This window comes from Arthrobacter sp. FW306-05-C, from assembly GCF_021801725.1.
Lineage (GTDB): Bacteria > Actinomycetota > Actinomycetes > Actinomycetales > Micrococcaceae > Arthrobacter.
Map to the genome: position 1 here is coordinate 2,289,948 of NZ_CP084556.1, position 15,736 is coordinate 2,305,683.

The window sequence follows — 15,736 nt, forward strand, 5'->3', positions numbered from 1 at the left end:
TTACTCCGCCTGGAGCCCGGCCGGGGAATCATCCTTGACGTCCGCGGGAGCAGCGGCGGCATCCACGGCGCCCCCATACCGGCGGTCCCGCCGGGCATATTCTTCGACGGCGGCCCAAAGGGTCCGCCTGTCCACGTCCGGCCACAGCGTGTCCATGAAGACAAACTCCGCGTAGGCGGACTGCCAGAGGAGGAAGTTGGACAGTCGCTGCTCCCCCGAGCTGCGGAGGAAGAGGTCCACGTCCGGCAGGTCAGGCTCGTCGAGGTATTTCTGGATGGTCCGCTCCGTGATGGCACCGGGCTTCAGCTTCCCCGCTGCCACCTCCGCGGCAATGGCGGAAACCGCATCGGTGATCTCGGCCCGGCCGCCGTAATTAACACACATGGTCAAATTACAGGTGGTGTTGGCAGCCGTGAACTCCTCAGCTTCTTCCAGCTCACGGATCACCGAACCCCAGAGCCGGGGGCGGCGGCCGGCCCAGCGGACCCGCACTCCCCAGTCATCGAGCTGGTTCCGCTGCCTTCGCAGCACATCCTTGTTAAATCCCATCAGGAAGCGGACCTCCTCGGGCGACCGGCGCCAGTTCTCGGTGGAGAAGGCGTACACGCTGACGTACTCAATCCCCAACTCGATGGCTCCGGCCATGACGTCAAGCAGCGCTGGCTCCCCCGCCTTGTGCCCCTCGATCCGGGGCAGGCCGCGCTGGTTGGCCCACCGTCCGTTGCCGTCCATCACGATGGCCACGTGCCGCGGAATGAACTCAGCGGGAATAGAGGGCGCCACCGCACCGGACGGATGCGGGTAGGGGGCCACCACGGGATGGGTGCGCCTGCGGGCTGCGTTGTTCTTTTTTCCCAGGGCCACTGTCAGCTACGCTCCACATGTTTGAGGGACTTAAGTACTCGTTCCAGATGCCATTGCAGGTACGCGGCCACCAGCCCGGCCGCCTCCTTGCGGTGCTGCGCCTGGGAAGCGTCGGCCGTCGTCCAGTCCCCGGTCAGCAGCGCCGCCAGCAGGACCACGGTCTCCGGCGCCGGGGCCGGTGACCCCGGCGGCCTGCACTGCGGGCAGACCATGCCGCCCAGAGGCGCGGAAAAGGCGGAGTGCGGGCCGGGCATGCCGCAGCGCGCGCAGTCGGTGAAGCTGGGCGCCCATCCGCCGGTAGCCAGCGCGCGCAGCAGGTAGGAGTCGAGAATGAGGCCGGCGGCATGCTCGTCCCGGCTCAACGCGGCGAGGGCCCCTACCAGCAGGTTGTACTGCGCGGTGCCCGCTTCGCCGTCCACATCCGTGAGTTTTTCCGCCGTCTCGGTCATCGCCGCGGCCACCGTGTACCTGCCGTAGTCCGCGGCGATGCTTCCGCCGTAGGCACCTTTGGCGACGGCCTGGGTCACGATGTCCAGGGTGCGCCCGGAGACCAGTTGCAGGTCCGCCACCATGAAGGGTTCAAGCCGGGCACCGAAACGGCTGCTGGTGCGGCGCACACCCTTGGCGACGGCACGGACCTGCCCATGGTGCTTGGTCAGGAGGGTGATGATCCTGTCCGCCTCGCCCAATTTGTGGGTACGGAGCACCACGGCGTCGTCCCGGTACGCCCGGGAGGCGAAAGACTGTTGGGGCACGCTCTATCTTCCCATCCTGTACAGCACCATGCTGCCAAGGCGTGGCGGCGCCGCCGGTAAGAGCGGCGCCACCTGCTACAGGTATCAGGCCTGGGCGTCCCGGATGGCGCGGTTCACTGCCGAGATGACGGCCTTGAGGGAGGACATGCTGGTGTTGGCGTCGATCCCGACGCCCCACAGCACCCGCTCCCCTACGGCGCACTCAACATAAGCGGCGGCCATGGCGTTGCCGCCCTCGGACAGCGCGTGCTCGCTGTAGTCCAGCACCCGGACGTCCACGCCGTCATCGTGGAGGATGTTCAGCAGGGCCGCAATGGGACCGTTGCCGGTGCCGGTGCGGTTCACCTGGACACCATCAATGGCGAGGGACGCGTGCAGCGTCATACCGCCGTCGGCATCCGTTTCCGTCTTGACCCCGCCCAGGGAGTAGCGTCCCCACTGCCCGTCAGCCTGCCCGGACGGCAGGTATTCATCCTGGAAGATCTGCCAGAGCTGGGCGCCACTGACCTCCCCGCCGACGGTGTCGGTACGGCGCTGGATGACACCGGAGAACTCGATCTGCGCACGGCGCGGCAGGTCCAGGCTGTGTTCGTTCTTCAGCAGGTAGGCCACGCCGCCCTTGCCGGACTGCGAGTTCACGCGGATCACGGCCTCGTAGCTGCGGCCAAGGTCCTTGGGGTCCACGGGCAGGTACGGCACCTGCCAGGTGAAGTCGTCCACGGCCTTGCCGGCTGCAGCGGCATCGCGCTCCAGGGCTTCGAACCCCTTCTTGATGGCGTCCTGGTGGGAACCGGAGAAAGCGGTGAACACCAGGTCGCCACCGTACGGCGACCGCTCCGGGACCGGCAGCTGGTTGCAGTACTCCACGGTGCGGCGGACGTCGTCGATGTTGGAGAAGTCGATCATGGGATCAATGCCCTGGACGAACAGGTTCAAGCCCAGGGTCACCAGGTCCACGTTGCCGGTGCGTTCACCATTGCCGAAGAGGCAGCCTTCAATGCGGTCTGCACCGGCCATGTAGCCCAGTTCGGCGGCTGCGACTCCGGTGCCGCGGTCGTTGTGCGGGTGCAGGGACAGGATGATGCCTTCGCGCGGGTGCAGGTGCCGGCTCATCCACTCGATGGAGTCGGCGTAGACATTGGGCGTTGCCATCTCCACGGTGGCGGGCAGGTTGATGATTACCTGGCGGTCCGCCGAGGCTTCAAAGACGTCAGCGACGGCGTTGCACACGCGCACCGCGTACTCCAGTTCCGTGCCGGTGAAGGATTCGGGCGAGTACTCATAGGTCACGTGCGTATCCGCGAGGGTTTCCTCGTACTTTTTGCACAGGCGGGCGCCTTGGAGGGCGATGTCCAGGATGCCGTCCTCGTCCTGGTTGAAGACCACGCGCCGCTGCAGCACCGATGTGGAGTTGTAGAGGTGGACGATGGCCTGCTTGGCGCCCACCAGGGACTCGTAGGTCCGTTCGATCAGGTGTTCGCGCGCCTGCGTCAGGACCTGGATGGTGACGTCGTCCGGGATGTGGTTGCCCTCGATGAGCTGACGGACAAAATCGAAGTCCGTCTGGGACGCGGACGGGAAGCCGACCTCGATCTCCTTGTAGCCCATGCGGACCAGCAGATCGAACATCTTCATCTTGCGGGCCGGGCTCATGGGGTCTATCAGTGCCTGGTTGCCGTCGCGCAGGTCCACAGCGCACCAGCGCGGGGCCTTGGTGATGACCTTGTCCGGCCACGTGCGGTCCGGGAGTTCAACCTTGATCTGGTCCTGGAACGGGGTGTACCGGTGGGCAGGCATTCCTGAGGGCTTCTGTGCGTTTCGCATGACGTTCGTGGCCTTTTCTATCGATCTTCAGTGAAAGGGTGGCCGGGCAACACAAACTCCGCAGCGAGGGTGGGCCGTGCGCTAAATAGCGTCTGTGGCCTCGCCGCGGCAGCTAAGGAGAAGGAGCTCTGCACGCACACTTTGAGGGTAACACGGGTGCGTAAGATGAAAGGGCACTACCGTCCGTAAAGTCCAGCATGCAGACGCATTCCGGTTTTCCGCCCGGCAACGGCGTCCCAGCAAAGGAGTTGCAGTGCCCATTTCGGGGATCGATCTGTCCACCATTGATCACACAGTCCGGCCGCAGGACGACCTCTACCAGCACATCAACGGAGCCTGGCTCAAATCAACCGAGATTCCCGATGACAGGCCGCTGGAGGGCACTTTCACCGCACTCCGCGACGGGTCCGAGATCGCTGTCCGGGACATCATCGAGGAAGCCGCGGCAAAGGGGGCGGACGCCACCGGTATCGAGCGGAAGATCGGCGACCTCTACAACAGCTTCATGGACGAAGCAGCTGTTGAGGCCAAGGGCATGGAGCCCATCCGCGGACGGCTGGCCGAGGTGTTCGCCACCAGCGCTGTGCCGGACCTCATTGCACTGGCCGGCCGGCTGTTCCGCGCCGACGTGGGCGGGTTGTTCTACATCTACCCTGCCCCCGACGCCGGCAACCCGGACCGGGTCCTGCTGTACACCGGCCAGGGCGGCCTGGGCCTGCCCGACGAGTCGTATTACCGGGAGGAGAAGTTCGCTCCCATCGTCTCCGCCTACGCCGCGCATGTGCAGAAGATGTTCGAACTCGCAGGGGTAGCCGATCCGCAGGGCGCAGCAGCCCGGGTCGTTGAGCTGGAACGAAAGCTGGCGTCCCACCACTGGGACAACGTCACCCTTCGTGATCCGCAGAAGACCTACAACCTGAAGACGGCTGAAGAAGCCACCGAACTCTTCCCGCTCCTGGACACCTGGTTCGACGCTGCAGGAATCGACGAGGCCAAGCGTACGGAAATCGTGGTGAGCACCCCCGACTTCTTCACCGGCGCAGCCGCACTCCTGGGCGAAGTCCCCGTGGCGACCTGGCAGGAGTGGCTGGCCATGCGGGTCATCAGCGGTGCCGCCCCCTACCTGTCCTCCGCCTTCGTGGACGCCAACTTCGCCTTCTACGGCACCACCATCAGCGGCACGCCCCGCAACAAGGACCGGTGGAAGCGGGGCGTCGCCGTCATCGAGGCTGCTCTGGGTGAAGCCGTGGGGCAGATCTACGTGGAACGCCACTTCCCCGAGACCCACAAGGCACGGATGCAGACCCTGGTGGCAAACCTCATCGAGGCCTACCGGCGCAGCATCACCGGGGTGGACTGGATGGGTGAGGACACCAAGGCCGAGGCCCTGCGCAAGCTGGAGGCATTCCGGGCCAAGATCGGCTACCCGGACAAGTGGATCGACTACTCCGCGGTGGAGATCGACCCCCAAGACCTCCTCGGCAACGTGGAACGGGCGCACAATGCCGACGTCGACCGGCACCTGGACGAGGTGGGCAAGCCTGTGGACCGGACCAAGTGGCTGATGACGCCGCAAACGGTCAACGCCTACTACCACCCGATGATGAACGAGATTGTCTTCCCCGCCGCCATCCTGCAGCCGCCGTTCTTTACCGCCGACGCCGACGACGCCGTCAACTATGGCGGTATCGGAGCCGTCATCGGTCACGAGATTGGCCACGGCTTTGACGACCAGGGATCACAGTTCGACGGCGGCGGCGCCCTCCGCAACTGGTGGACGGACCAGGACCGCCAGGCTTTCGAGGCCCTGACAGCACGGCTCGTTGCACAGTTTGATGCTTTGTCCCCCACCGCCGCGCCGGGCCACCACGTCAACGGCCGGCTTACGCTCGGTGAGAACATCGGCGATCTGGCAGGCCTGACCATCGCCTACAAGGCCTACCAGATCAGCCTCGATGGCAATGACGCCGAAGTTTTGGACGGGCTGACCGGACAGCAGCGTTTCTTTGCCTCCTGGGCGGCGGGATGGCGCCAGGTGATCCGGCAGGAAGAGGCGATCAGGCGGCTTGCCACCGATCCCCACTCCCCCAATGAGTTCCGGACCAACGCGATTGCGAAGAACCTGGACTCCTTCCACGAGGCGTTCGACGTCACCGAGGAGGACGGCATGTGGATGCCGGCCGCCGAGCGCGTCAGCATCTGGTAGCCAAACTAAAATTGGGCCCCGCCTGTGCGGCGGGGCCCAAATTTTTTGCCGGCGGCCTGCCGCCGGCGACACTGGTGTTACCGCACGATCAGCTCAGGGTTGGCCTGCTGGCAGACTTTGTCTCCTGCAGTCTGGTTCACGATGTCCTGCGGCAAAGCCGGCGCCGTCCCACCGCTGGCTCCTCCTCCATAAGTGGTGCCGCTGGTGAAGTCGCTGCCCACATAGACCTGCACGCCCGATACCCCCGGGGCAGGAATCATGAGGGTGGCCGGAATCCCCAGCAGGGCGGCGACGTCGGCCGCCACATCGGCGAAGCCGTTGCCGTAATACACGGCTGTCTTGGCCACCGGCTGGGCGAGGAACTGGCTGGTCTGCGTGAAGCCGCCTGCCACCAACGCCTGGACAATTTCCTGCGCGCGGCCGCTGACCCCGCTTCCGTTGGCGACAGTGACGGGCTGGATGCCCTTGTTGTACGGCGGCACCGGCGGAGCCGTCTCAGTCGGCGTCGGAGACGGTGATGCCGTCTCACTGGGCGACGGCGAAGCGGGCGCATTGGGATCGGTGAGGTCCACGTTCTTCCGCAACGCAGAGAACAGCTGCGCACCGGCAGGCTCCGCGATGACCAGCCGGTTGGGATCAACGGGCGCCGGCGTGGTGGGCACCGCCACGAACGCCACCTTGCTGATGTCGATGTCCTTGAGCCGGGTGCCGATGGTCAGGAGGGTGGGAACCGAAGCAAGCCCGTCATCAACGGTCAAATTCCGGGTAACGACGTCGGCGATCTTTAGCATTTTTGCCGGGTCGGACAGTGTTCCCTCATCCTTGATCTTGCGGGTCAGTGACGACAGGAAGCCCTGCTGCGCCTTGATCCGTCCCAGGTCGCCGCCGTCGGCAAAAGCGTGGCGGGTCCGGAGGAACGCCAGCGCCATTTCACCCTGCACTGACGATGTTCCGGCGGGCAGGCGCAGCCGGGAGTCGGGATCGTAAACGGCGTCGCTGATGCAGACGTCAACTCCGCCCACTGCATTGGACAGCTCCTTCACGGCATTGAAGTCGGCCATCATGAAGTGGTCCACCTGCATGCCGGTGAGCTTGTTGACGGTGTCCACCGCGCAGCCGATGCCGGCCTCGCTCATGGCTTCGTTGATCATCACACCTGTGCGGGCAGGGTAGTCCTTGCCGGTTTTCCTGTCCTTGCAGTCGGGGATGTCCACCAGCAGGTCACGCGGGAAGCTGATGACGTTGACGCGCTTGTTGTCCTCGGAGATGTCCATCAGCATCATGACGTCAGACTTGCCGTAGCCGGTGGAATCGTCGGAAGTTCCGTACTCCGAGTTCTTCCCGTCGCGGGTATCCGAACCGAGAATCAGGATCTGGAGCCGGCCGGTTGCATCGTTACCGGCAGCTTCGGTGTTCTCCCCGCCGGCGTTCAGCGGCGCCTTGGAGATGTTGTTCTGGAGCCGGAAAAGCCAGAACCCGCCGAAGGCGATCGCGCCCACGAGGACCAGTGCCACCACGCCAGTGACGGTTTTCAGCCACAACGGCATCCCGCGCAGGGGGCCCAGGTGGCGGGCAGCACCAACGGCACCGCCGTTTGCGTGCCGGGATACCGGTCCCGGTCCGGCTGACAGGTCAGCCTCGTTGTCACGTCCATCGCGGCCTCGATCCACCTGGTGAACCTTCCTCTAAAAACGAAATCCGGTCCATTTTAGTGGTCCAGTGTGGAGAACTTGCCGGCGCCCTCCGCCGAACGCCTTTATCGTAGGTCAGAAACCCAGTTTGACCAGTTGTTTCGGGTCGCGCTGCCAGTCTTTGGCCACCTTGACGTGAAGATCCAGGTAGATCCGGGTGCCCAGGAGGGCTTCGATCCCCTTGCGGGCGTTGGTTCCCACTTCCCGCAGCCGGCTGCCACCCTTGCCGATGATGATGGCCTTCTGGGATGGCCGCTCCACGTAGAGGTTAACGCGGACGTCCAGCAGGGGGTTGTCGTCCGGCCGGTCCTCCCTGGGGACGATCTCCTCGACCACCACGGCCAGGGAGTGGGGAAGCTCGTCACGGACCCCCTCCAGGGCAGCTTCGCGGATGAGTTCGGCAACCATGACCGCTTCGGGCTCATCCGTCAGTTCGCCGTCGGGATAGAGGGGCGGCGACGGCGGCATGTGGCTGATCAGGACGTCGGCGACCGTTTCCACCTGGAAGCCGTCAGCAGCGGAGACCGGAACAATGTCCTTCCAGCCGTCCTCCCCCATCACTTCGCGCCCCAGGGCCGCAACCGCAAGGAGTTGTTCAGTCAATGCCTGCTTGTCCACGAGGTCTGCCTTGGTGACTATGGCAACCACCGGTTGGCGGCCGACGGCGGCAAGCTGGGCTGCGATGAATTTGTCACCGGGACCGATTTTTTCGTTCGCCGGCAGGCAAAAACCGATGGCGTCCACCTCGGCCAGCGTGTCTGCCACAAGGTCGTTCAGGCGCTTTCCCAGGAGGGTACGGGGACGGTGCAGCCCCGGCGTGTCCACGAGGATCAGCTGGGCGTCGTCACGGTGCACGATGCCGCGGATGGTGTGCCGAGTGGTCTGCGGTTTGGCGGAGGTGATGGCCACCTTCTTGCCCACCAGGGCATTGGTCAGGGTGGACTTGCCCGCGTTGGGCCTGCCAACCAGGACCGCGAACCCGGCGCGGAAGCCGCCAAAATCGTTTGGTAATTCGGCCTTATTTTTCTTGCTCACGTGGAACTCCCTGCTGGGTTGCTTCGGCCTCTTCCAGGAGGCCTTCAAGGTCAGTCTCTACTCTTGGTACGGGCGCCGCAATGATGTGGCTGACCCGGTTCCGCCGGCCCTCCAGCCGCTCCGCCCGCAGGGACACCCCCTGCACCTCCACGCTGCTGCCCACGATCGGGACGCGGCCAAGCGCCTTGGCGAGGAGGCCACCCACGGTGTCAACTTCGTCGTCGTCGATCTCCAGGTCGAACAGCTCGCCGAGATCATCGATGCCCATCCGGGCGCTCACGCGGTAGGAGCCGTCGTCCAGTGCCACGGCTTCCGCGCTCTCGGTGTCGTATTCGTCCACGATCTCGCCCACGATTTCCTCGATCAGGTCCTCGAGGGTCACGAGCCCCGCAGTACCGCCGTATTCGTCGATGACGATGGCCACGTGGGTGGATTCCTTCTGCAACTCGCGCAGGAGGTCGCTGACGGGCTTTGACTCCGGCACGTAGCGGACTTCGCGGGCCAGCGACTCCACCAGGGGTGGTTCCTGGCCGGCTGCCAGTTGGTGGATGACCGCGGCCACGTCCTTGAGGTAGATGATGCCAAGGATGTGGTCCGTATTCTCGTTGATGACGGGGATGCGGGAGTAGCCCGAGCGCAGGAAGAGGGACATTGCCTGGTGCAGGCTGGAGCCGGCGTCGATGCTGACGATGTCCGTCCTGGGGACCATGACAGCCCGCACCAGGGTGTCGCCAAAGTCGAATACCGATTGGATCATCTCCGCCTCGGTGTCTTCGATCATGTCGGATTCACTGGCCCGGTCCACGAGCTCCCGGAACTCCTGCTCGCTGAAAAACGCATCGTCGCCGCCGGGCGCTCCGGGGGCTGCCGAGCTCCCGATGGCAACAAGCCAGCCCGGAACCGGTCCCAGCACGCTGGTGAGGAACCGGACCATCGGGGCGGTGAAGCGGACAACAGCCGTGGAATGCAGCCGGCCGAGCTGCCGGGGCGAAACACCCACGATCACGAAGCCCAGAAGCGCCATGATGCCGGTCGCCACCAGGCCGGCGACCCACACGTTGTCCAGCAGGCTGGCGATCAGCACCGCAACGGCGACGGCGGAGGCCATCTCGAACCAGACGCGCCAGAACCGCAGGGCCCGGGTGTGGGCCACGGGTTCGGCAAGGATGCGCCGCATGGCAGTGCCGCGGCTCCGGTGCAGTGCCTCTTCGGCGTCGTGGCGGGGAAGGAAACTGAAGGCGGCCTCGGCCGCGGTCAGCACGGCCGCGACGGCAAGGAAAACCAGTGCCACCGCGACCAGGAGCAGTTGCGTCACTGGGTTGTCTCGGCGGGGGCTTCTTTGCCGGTGAAGCCGGACAGGAGTTCGCGCTGGAGCCCGAACATCTCCGCTTTCTCTTCCGGCTCGGCGTGGTCGTAGCCCAGCAGGTGCAGGATGCCGTGCGTGGTCAGCAGCAGCATCTCGTCCTGGAGCGAATGGCCGGCGTTCCGGGCCTGGACCTTGGCCACCTGCGGGCAGATGGCGATGTCGCCCAGCATGCCCTGGGGCGTCGGCCGGTCAGGGGTCCCGGGGGTCAGCTCGTCCATGGGGACCGAGAGCACGTCCGTGGAGCCAGGTTCGTCCATCAGCTCGATGTGCAGCTTCTCCATGGCGGGTTCGTCCACCAAGAGGATGGAAAGTTCGGCCTGCGGGTGGATATAGAGCTGTTCAAAGATGTACCGCGACAGGGCCACGAGCTCCGATTCCTCCACCTGGATGCCGGACTCGTTGTTGACCTCGATGCTCACGCGTGTTCCCCCCGTTTTTCCCTGCTGGCTGAGTGCTTGACCCGGTTCCGCTGGGTTTCGTCCCAGATGCTGTAGGCGTTGACGATGTCCCCCACAAGCCGGTGCCGTACAACGTCGGCGGCATCCAGGACCGAGAAACTAACGCCCTCGATTCCCTGCAGGATTTCCTCGACGATCCGCAGCCCGGAACGCGTTCCGAAGGGCAGGTCCACCTGGGTGATGTCTCCGGTGACCACCATCTTGGATCCGAATCCAAGCCGGGTGAGGAACATCTTCATTTGTTCCGGCGTGGTGTTTTGTGCCTCGTCGAGGATGATGAAGGCGTCATTGAGGGTTCGCCCGCGCATGTACGCCAGAGGGGCCACCTCGATGGTGCCGGCGGCCATGAGGCGCGGGATGGACTCGGGGTCCATCATGTCGTGCAGGGCGTCGTAGAGCGGCCTGAGGTAGGGGTCGATTTTGTCGCTGAGCGTTCCGGGCAGGAATCCCAGCCGCTCCCCGGCCTCCACCGCAGGGCGGGTGAGGATGATCCTGCTGACCTCTTTTTGCTGCAGCGCCTGGACCGCTTTCGCCATGGCCAGGTACGTCTTGCCGGTGCCGGCGGGCCCGATGCCGAAGATCACCGTGTTGGCGTCGATGGCGTCAACGTAGTTCTTCTGGTTGAGCGTCTTGGGCCGGATGGTCCTGCCGCGGCTGGAGAGGATGTCGTGGGTGAGCACGTCCACGGGATTCTGCAGGGACTGGGTGCGGAGGAGCGACACCAGCTGCTGCAGCACCGCGGGCGTGATGACAGTGCCCCTGGCCACCAGGCCACGGACCTCCTGGAGCAGCCGCATGATCCGGGGCACGTCACTGACGGGGCCGCTGATGGACAGTTCATTGCCGCGGGCGTGGAAATTGACATCCGGGAACTGCTCTTCGATGAAGCGCAGCGCCTCGTCGTGGCTGCCAAGTGACTGAACCATCTGGTCGGTGTTCTCAAAGAGGACAACTTCGGTCCGGGTGCCGGGCATTGAGTGCGGAAATTCCCCCGGACTGCCTTCGCCCGTGTTGAGCCGGCGCTTACCATTTGCTGATTCAGTCATGGTGTTGGCCCGCAGGCCCGTGGTCCCCTCGAAGATCGACATCACTTGTTTTGCGTTTGGCTGATGCCGGTGCCCGTCGCGCGGTGCTCCCTGCCCAGCGATCCCTTTATCTTACGCCAGCACGGGTATGGAGCGGATATCCGGCCGAATGGGAGCTGACGCGCCACCCGTGGAAGGTTCCCGAGCAGGGCGCTTAGATATCAACTTCATATCGGCCATATATCGTTCCAGTTGCAGTTCGCCGGAAGGACGCACAGAGCGGCTGACCGTGCGCACCGCTGTGCAATGCTGGAAATCCAGCATCTGCTGGGACGTCAGGCCGCCAGGGGGATCGGCCCGCCACGCCAGGAAAGGACAAGGGCAGGACAGTGCCGGAAACCTCTGTGCCCAAAAGGGCAGGACGACCCAAGGGCCGCCTGTGCCCGGCCGTCCTTGCAGGAATTTTGGTGCTTGTTCCGGCCCTGGCAGGCTGCACGGCCGAGGGCGGGCCTTCACCTACAGGCACCAGCGCATCGGTCCCCGCCTCCGGGGGCACTATGCCGGACGGCCCGGCCACAAGCGCCCCGCTGGAAACTACGCAGTCCTCCAACAAGGCCCCGGTGTACTGGATTGGCCGCAGCGGGGGGAACATCTTCCTTTACCGCGAATTCCGGGACGTCCCGGAGCAGGACAACCCGGTGACCCGGGCACTGCGCGCCATGATGTCGGAAAAGCCCCTGGACCCTGATTTCTTCACGCCCTGGCAGAACCCGGACAAGCTGGCCACGTCCATTTCCGGCAAGGATGTCATCACCGTCGACGTCTCGGCCGACGCCTTTAACAGCAACCTCGATGCAGACATGGCGGCACGGGCCATCCAGCAGTTGATTTACACGGCCACCGCGGCGGCCGCCAGTTCGGGCCTGATCGACACCGGCCAGCAAGTCCGGGTCCGGATCCTCGTAGACGGCCACACGGACTACGTGGCGTTCGGAAAGATCCAGCTGGGCGCGCTCATGACGCGCGCGGCAGGCCTGGTGGCGCCGGTATGGATTATCGACCCCCAGGAAAACTCCGAGGTGCCGGGCGGCAGCGTAAAAGTCACCGGGCGCAGCACGTCCCCTGGCGCGAAGCTCCACTGGCAGCTCCTTCGGGCCGGGGACGGGGGCAGCAAAGCGCCCTTCCTGAACGGGGAGATCACGGCCGGCACGGAGCAGGGACAGGCGGGCGTCTTCACGCTGGCCCTGAACCTGCCGCCAGGCGACTACGAACTCCGGGTGGCGCAGGCCGGCTCCGGCGGGGAGCCGGACAAGAACGAGGACACCAGGACCTTCAAAGTCCGGTAGTGGTCCACCGGCCAAGAATGTCGCTGGCAAGCACGACGGCGGCCGGCCCGGCTGTGGAGGACCGCAGGACATGGTGCCCCAACAGGGCTGTCACAGCCCCTTTGTCGCAGAGTTTCGTTACTTCCCGCGGGCTGATGCCGCCCTCCGGGCCGACGATCAGCAGGATTTCACGGGAGCCGGTGCCTGCACTCCCCTGCCACGCTTCAAGGACGGTACGCAGCGGCCGTACGGCGTCTTCATGCAGGATGACCGCCAGGTCCGCCGCGTTCACCGCGGTGGCAAGCCCTGTGGTGTCGACGGCGGCGCGCACTTCCGGGATCCAGGCACGCCGTGCCTGCTTGGCGGCCGCCGCCACGGTTGACTCCCACTTGGCGTGAGCCCGCGCTGCACGGTCGCCCTTCCAGCGGACGATGGACCGTTCGGACTGCCAGGGAACCACCGCGTCGACGCCCAGTTCGGTGGCCGTCTCAATGGCCAGTTCGTCGCGATCGCCCTTGGCCAGGGCCTGGACCAGCACCAGCCGCACGTCCGGCCTGTCTTCCACCGTCAGGCTGCCGCACTCCACCTCGAGGCCCGAGGGCGCAGCCGAGACGACTCTTCCGGCCATGCGGGTGCCGGCGCCGTCGACAATGTCCACGGCCTCGCCCGGCGCCAGCCGCTTTACGGTGACGGCATGGCGCGCCTCCGCCCCTTCGAGGACAAAGATGCGGCCCGGCGTCATGGCGTCCAGGGAACCGGTGGAGGTGAAAAAGACCGGGTTGCTCACCGCTACAGGTTCCCGAAGCGGTCCCGGAGCTTGGCGAACATGCCGCCGCTGGCAGCCAACTTGCCTTCGGTGATCTGCTCGCCGCGGAGCTTGGCAAGCTGGCGCAGCAGGTCCTCCTGCGCGGAGTCGAGCTTGGCGGGGGTGTCCACCTGCAGATGGACCTTCAGGTCGCCGCGGCCATAGCCCCTCAGGTGCGTGACGCCCAAGCCGCGCAGGGTGATGATTTCGCCGGACTGGGTGCCGGGCTTGACATCGATCTCCTGGGTACCGTCGAAGGTTTCCAGGCTGACGTCCGTGCCCAGGGCCGCAGCGGTCATGGGGATGTGCAGGGTGGCGTGCAGGTCATCGCTTTCGCGCACGTACGTGGGGTCGTTGTTGACGCGGATCTCCACGTACAGGTCGCCGGCGGGCCCACCTGCCGGGCCGGCTTCGCCCTGCCCGGAAAGCTGGATGCGGGTGCCGGTGGCGACGCCGGCAGGAACCTTGATGGTCAGTGACCGGCGGCTGCGGATGCGGCCCTGGCCGCTGCATTCGTTGCAGGGGTCCTTGATGACCGTGCCGAAACCTTCGCAGGTGCCGCAGGGCGCTGCCGTCATGACCTGGCCAAGGATGGACCGGACGGCCCGCTGGACCTGGCCGCTGCCGCCGCAGATGTCACAGCGCTCCGGGTGGGTGCCCGGGCGGCAGCAGGATCCATCACAGGTGGGGCAGACCACTGCAGTGTCCACCTCGAGTTTCTTGTTGACTCCGAAGACGGCGTCGCGGAGGTCGATCCGGACACTGATGAGTGCGTCTTGGCCACGGCGAACCCGGGACGCCGGGCCAGACGTGCCGCCCGCGCCAAAGAAGGTGTCGAAGATGTCCTGGAACGCGAACCCCTGGCCTGCGTAACCGGCGCCGCCGAAACCGTTGTCCGTGCCGTTTTCGTTGCCGGTGGTGTCGTAGATCCTGCGCTTCTGGGGGTCGGAAAGGACCTCGTAGGCGTGCGTTACCGCCTTGAAGCGCTCGGCAGCGTCGGCACCTGGGTTAACGTCCGGGTGAAGGGTGCGGGCCAGCTTGCGGTAGGCCTTTTTGATCTCTTCGCCCGTAGCTTCGGGTGAGACTCCAAGGACGTCATAGTGGCTGCTCAAAATTCGTGTCTCTTCCTTGTTGTACTGCGTTCAGTCGGGCGCCAGGACTCTTGTCCACAGCCGAAGCGGGCTCCGGCGGCCAGGAGTCAGGGCCCCAAAATCCTGGAAAGGTAGCGGGCTACGGCCCTGACGGCGGCCATGGTGGTGGGATAGTCCATTCGGGTGGGTCCGAGGATTCCCACCTTGGCTGCACTGTCCGGACCATAGCCGGTGGCCACCACGGAGGCCTCGGCAAGGCCGTCATAGGGGTTCTCCCGTCCGATGCTGACGGCCACGCCCCGGTGGTCCTGGGCCATTTCGCTCAACAGCCGCAGCATCACCACCTGTTCCTCGAGCGCCTCCAGCACCGGACCAATACTCAGGGGGAAATCAACGTTCGACCTGGCCAGGTTGGCGGTGCCGGCCATGACCATGCGGTCTTCCCTGCTGTTCTGGGCCAGCGCCTCCAGGCCGAGGGCAAGCGCGTGGGCCGCCTGGCGTTGCGGCTGGGGTGCAGCGGCCACGACGGCGGGAAGTGCCTGGGCGAGGTGGCTCAGCCGGGTTCCCCCGAGGGCGGCAAGGAAACGGGTGCGCAGCTCCGCCAGCGCTTCGTCTCCGAGGTCCTGCCCGACGTCGATGACGCGCTGCTCCACCTTGCCGCTGTTGGCGATGAGGACCACGAGGACCTTCCGCGGTGCCAGCAGCACGAATTCGATGTGCCGGACAAGTGCCCTGCTCAGGTGCGGGTACTGGACCACGGCTACCTGGTTGGTCAGTTGTGACAGCAGCCGGACGGTGCGGTCCAGCACGTCGTCGAGGTCGTCCGCGCCCTCCAGGAGGGTTTGGATGGCTCGGCGTTCGGGAGCCGACAGGGGCTTGACGGCGGAGATCTGGTCGACAAAAAGCCGGTAGCCCTTGTCCGTGGGGATCCGGCCGGCGCTGGTATGGGGGGCTGTGATCAGCCCCTCGTCCTCCAGCGCGGCCATGTCATTGCGGATGGTGGCGCTGGAAACGCCAAGATGATGCCGCTCCACCAGGGCTTTGGATCCAACCGGCTCGCGGGAGTGGACGTAATCCTCCACGATGGCCCGCAGTACTTCCAGTTTGCGTGGCTCGCTCACTCTCCACCTCCATCCATGGTCCGGGGCACCCACCCCGCACGGTGCCGCCCAAGGGTTAGCACTCGACATGCCTAAGTGCTAACAGTCTATTATGCCTCGGCCCGTTGTTAGCATTGGTACCGCTCCGGGCGAAATTCCCGGGTTGAGGAGCTAGCGCTAGGCGGATTGAT

The 15,736-nt window shown here is 65.4% G+C and carries 13 protein-coding genes; 2 read left to right on the top strand and 11 right to left on the bottom strand.

The features are described from left to right. From LFT44_RS10565 to leuA, 3 genes are all read right to left on the bottom strand, one after another. On the bottom strand, positions 1-864 hold the full coding sequence (locus LFT44_RS10565; protein ID WP_236798420.1) for an isoprenyl transferase: 864 nt from the start codon (positions 862-864) through the stop codon (positions 1-3). Positions 865-866: 2 nt separating this feature from the next. After that, positions 867-1,619: a DNA repair protein RecO gene (gene recO / locus LFT44_RS10570; RefSeq protein WP_236798421.1), complete on the bottom strand. Its 753-nt coding sequence runs from the start codon at positions 1,617-1,619 to the stop codon at positions 867-869. Positions 1,620-1,703: 84 nt separating this feature from the next. Further along, positions 1,704-3,443: a 2-isopropylmalate synthase gene (gene leuA, locus LFT44_RS10575; protein ID WP_236798422.1), complete on the bottom strand. Its 1,740-nt coding sequence runs from the start codon at positions 3,441-3,443 to the stop codon at positions 1,704-1,706. 253 nt (positions 3,444-3,696) lie between these two features. Between leuA and LFT44_RS10580 the strand changes: the two genes are divergently transcribed. Further along, positions 3,697-5,649 carry a M13 family metallopeptidase gene (locus LFT44_RS10580; protein ID WP_236798423.1) on the top strand — a complete coding sequence of 651 codons (1,953 nt, stop codon included), beginning with the start codon at positions 3,697-3,699 and terminating at the stop codon, positions 5,647-5,649. Between the two features lie 77 nt (positions 5,650-5,726). On the opposite strand, the gene LFT44_RS10585 is transcribed toward LFT44_RS10580, so the two are convergent. The 5 genes from LFT44_RS10585 to LFT44_RS10605 form a co-directional block, all read right to left on the bottom strand. After that, complete coding sequence (locus tag LFT44_RS10585) at positions 5,727-7,319, bottom strand: LCP family protein (protein WP_236798424.1); 1,593 nt, start codon at positions 7,317-7,319, stop codon at positions 5,727-5,729. A 96-nt stretch (positions 7,320-7,415) separates the two neighbouring features. Continuing rightward, on the bottom strand, positions 7,416-8,375 hold the full coding sequence (gene era, locus LFT44_RS10590) for a GTPase Era (protein ID WP_236798425.1): 960 nt from the start codon (positions 8,373-8,375) through the stop codon (positions 7,416-7,418). After that, complete coding sequence (locus tag LFT44_RS10595) at positions 8,359-9,690, bottom strand: hemolysin family protein (RefSeq protein WP_236798426.1); 1,332 nt, start codon at positions 9,688-9,690, stop codon at positions 8,359-8,361. Before LFT44_RS10595 ends, era begins: the two co-directional genes overlap by 17 nt. Then, complete coding sequence (gene ybeY, locus LFT44_RS10600) at positions 9,687-10,160, bottom strand: rRNA maturation RNase YbeY (RefSeq protein WP_236798427.1); 474 nt, start codon at positions 10,158-10,160, stop codon at positions 9,687-9,689. The genes LFT44_RS10595 and ybeY overlap by 4 nt, the downstream gene beginning before the upstream one ends. Next, a complete protein-coding gene (locus tag LFT44_RS10605) occupies positions 10,157-11,245 on the bottom strand; it encodes a PhoH family protein (protein ID WP_236798428.1) in 1,089 nt (362 codons plus the stop codon). Before LFT44_RS10605 ends, ybeY begins: the two co-directional genes overlap by 4 nt. A gap of 368 nt (positions 11,246-11,613) precedes the next feature. Here LFT44_RS10605 and LFT44_RS10610 point away from each other — a divergent pair, with 368 nt between their 5' ends. Next, positions 11,614-12,570, top strand: coding sequence for a GerMN domain-containing protein (locus tag LFT44_RS10610; RefSeq protein WP_236798429.1), 957 nt, complete (start codon positions 11,614-11,616; stop codon positions 12,568-12,570). On the opposite strand, the gene LFT44_RS10615 is transcribed toward LFT44_RS10610, so the two are convergent. From LFT44_RS10615 to hrcA, 3 genes are all read right to left on the bottom strand, one after another. After that, complete coding sequence (locus LFT44_RS10615) at positions 12,557-13,336, bottom strand: 16S rRNA (uracil(1498)-N(3))-methyltransferase (protein ID WP_236798430.1); 780 nt, start codon at positions 13,334-13,336, stop codon at positions 12,557-12,559. The genes LFT44_RS10610 and LFT44_RS10615 overlap by 14 nt on opposite strands. A 2-nt stretch (positions 13,337-13,338) precedes the next feature. Next, the gene (gene dnaJ, locus LFT44_RS10620; RefSeq protein WP_236798431.1) at positions 13,339-14,466 is read right to left on the bottom strand and encodes a molecular chaperone DnaJ; all 1,128 of its coding nucleotides are present in this window, start codon (positions 14,464-14,466) and stop codon (positions 13,339-13,341) included. 86 nt (positions 14,467-14,552) lie between these two features. Next, positions 14,553-15,566: a heat-inducible transcriptional repressor HrcA gene (hrcA, locus tag LFT44_RS10625; RefSeq protein ID WP_236798432.1), complete on the bottom strand. Its 1,014-nt coding sequence runs from the start codon at positions 15,564-15,566 to the stop codon at positions 14,553-14,555. Positions 15,567-15,736 lie beyond the last annotated feature (170 nt).

What these genes read in the sequence shown, in the direction of transcription:
- LFT44_RS10605 (WP_236798428.1), bottom strand. Translation starts at nt 11,245, where the DNA reads ATGACTGAATCAGCAAATGGTAAGCGCCGGCTCAACACGGGCGAAGGC.
- leuA (WP_236798422.1), bottom strand. Translation starts at nt 3,443, where the DNA reads ATGCGAAACGCACAGAAGCCCTCAGGAATGCCTGCCCACCGGTACACC.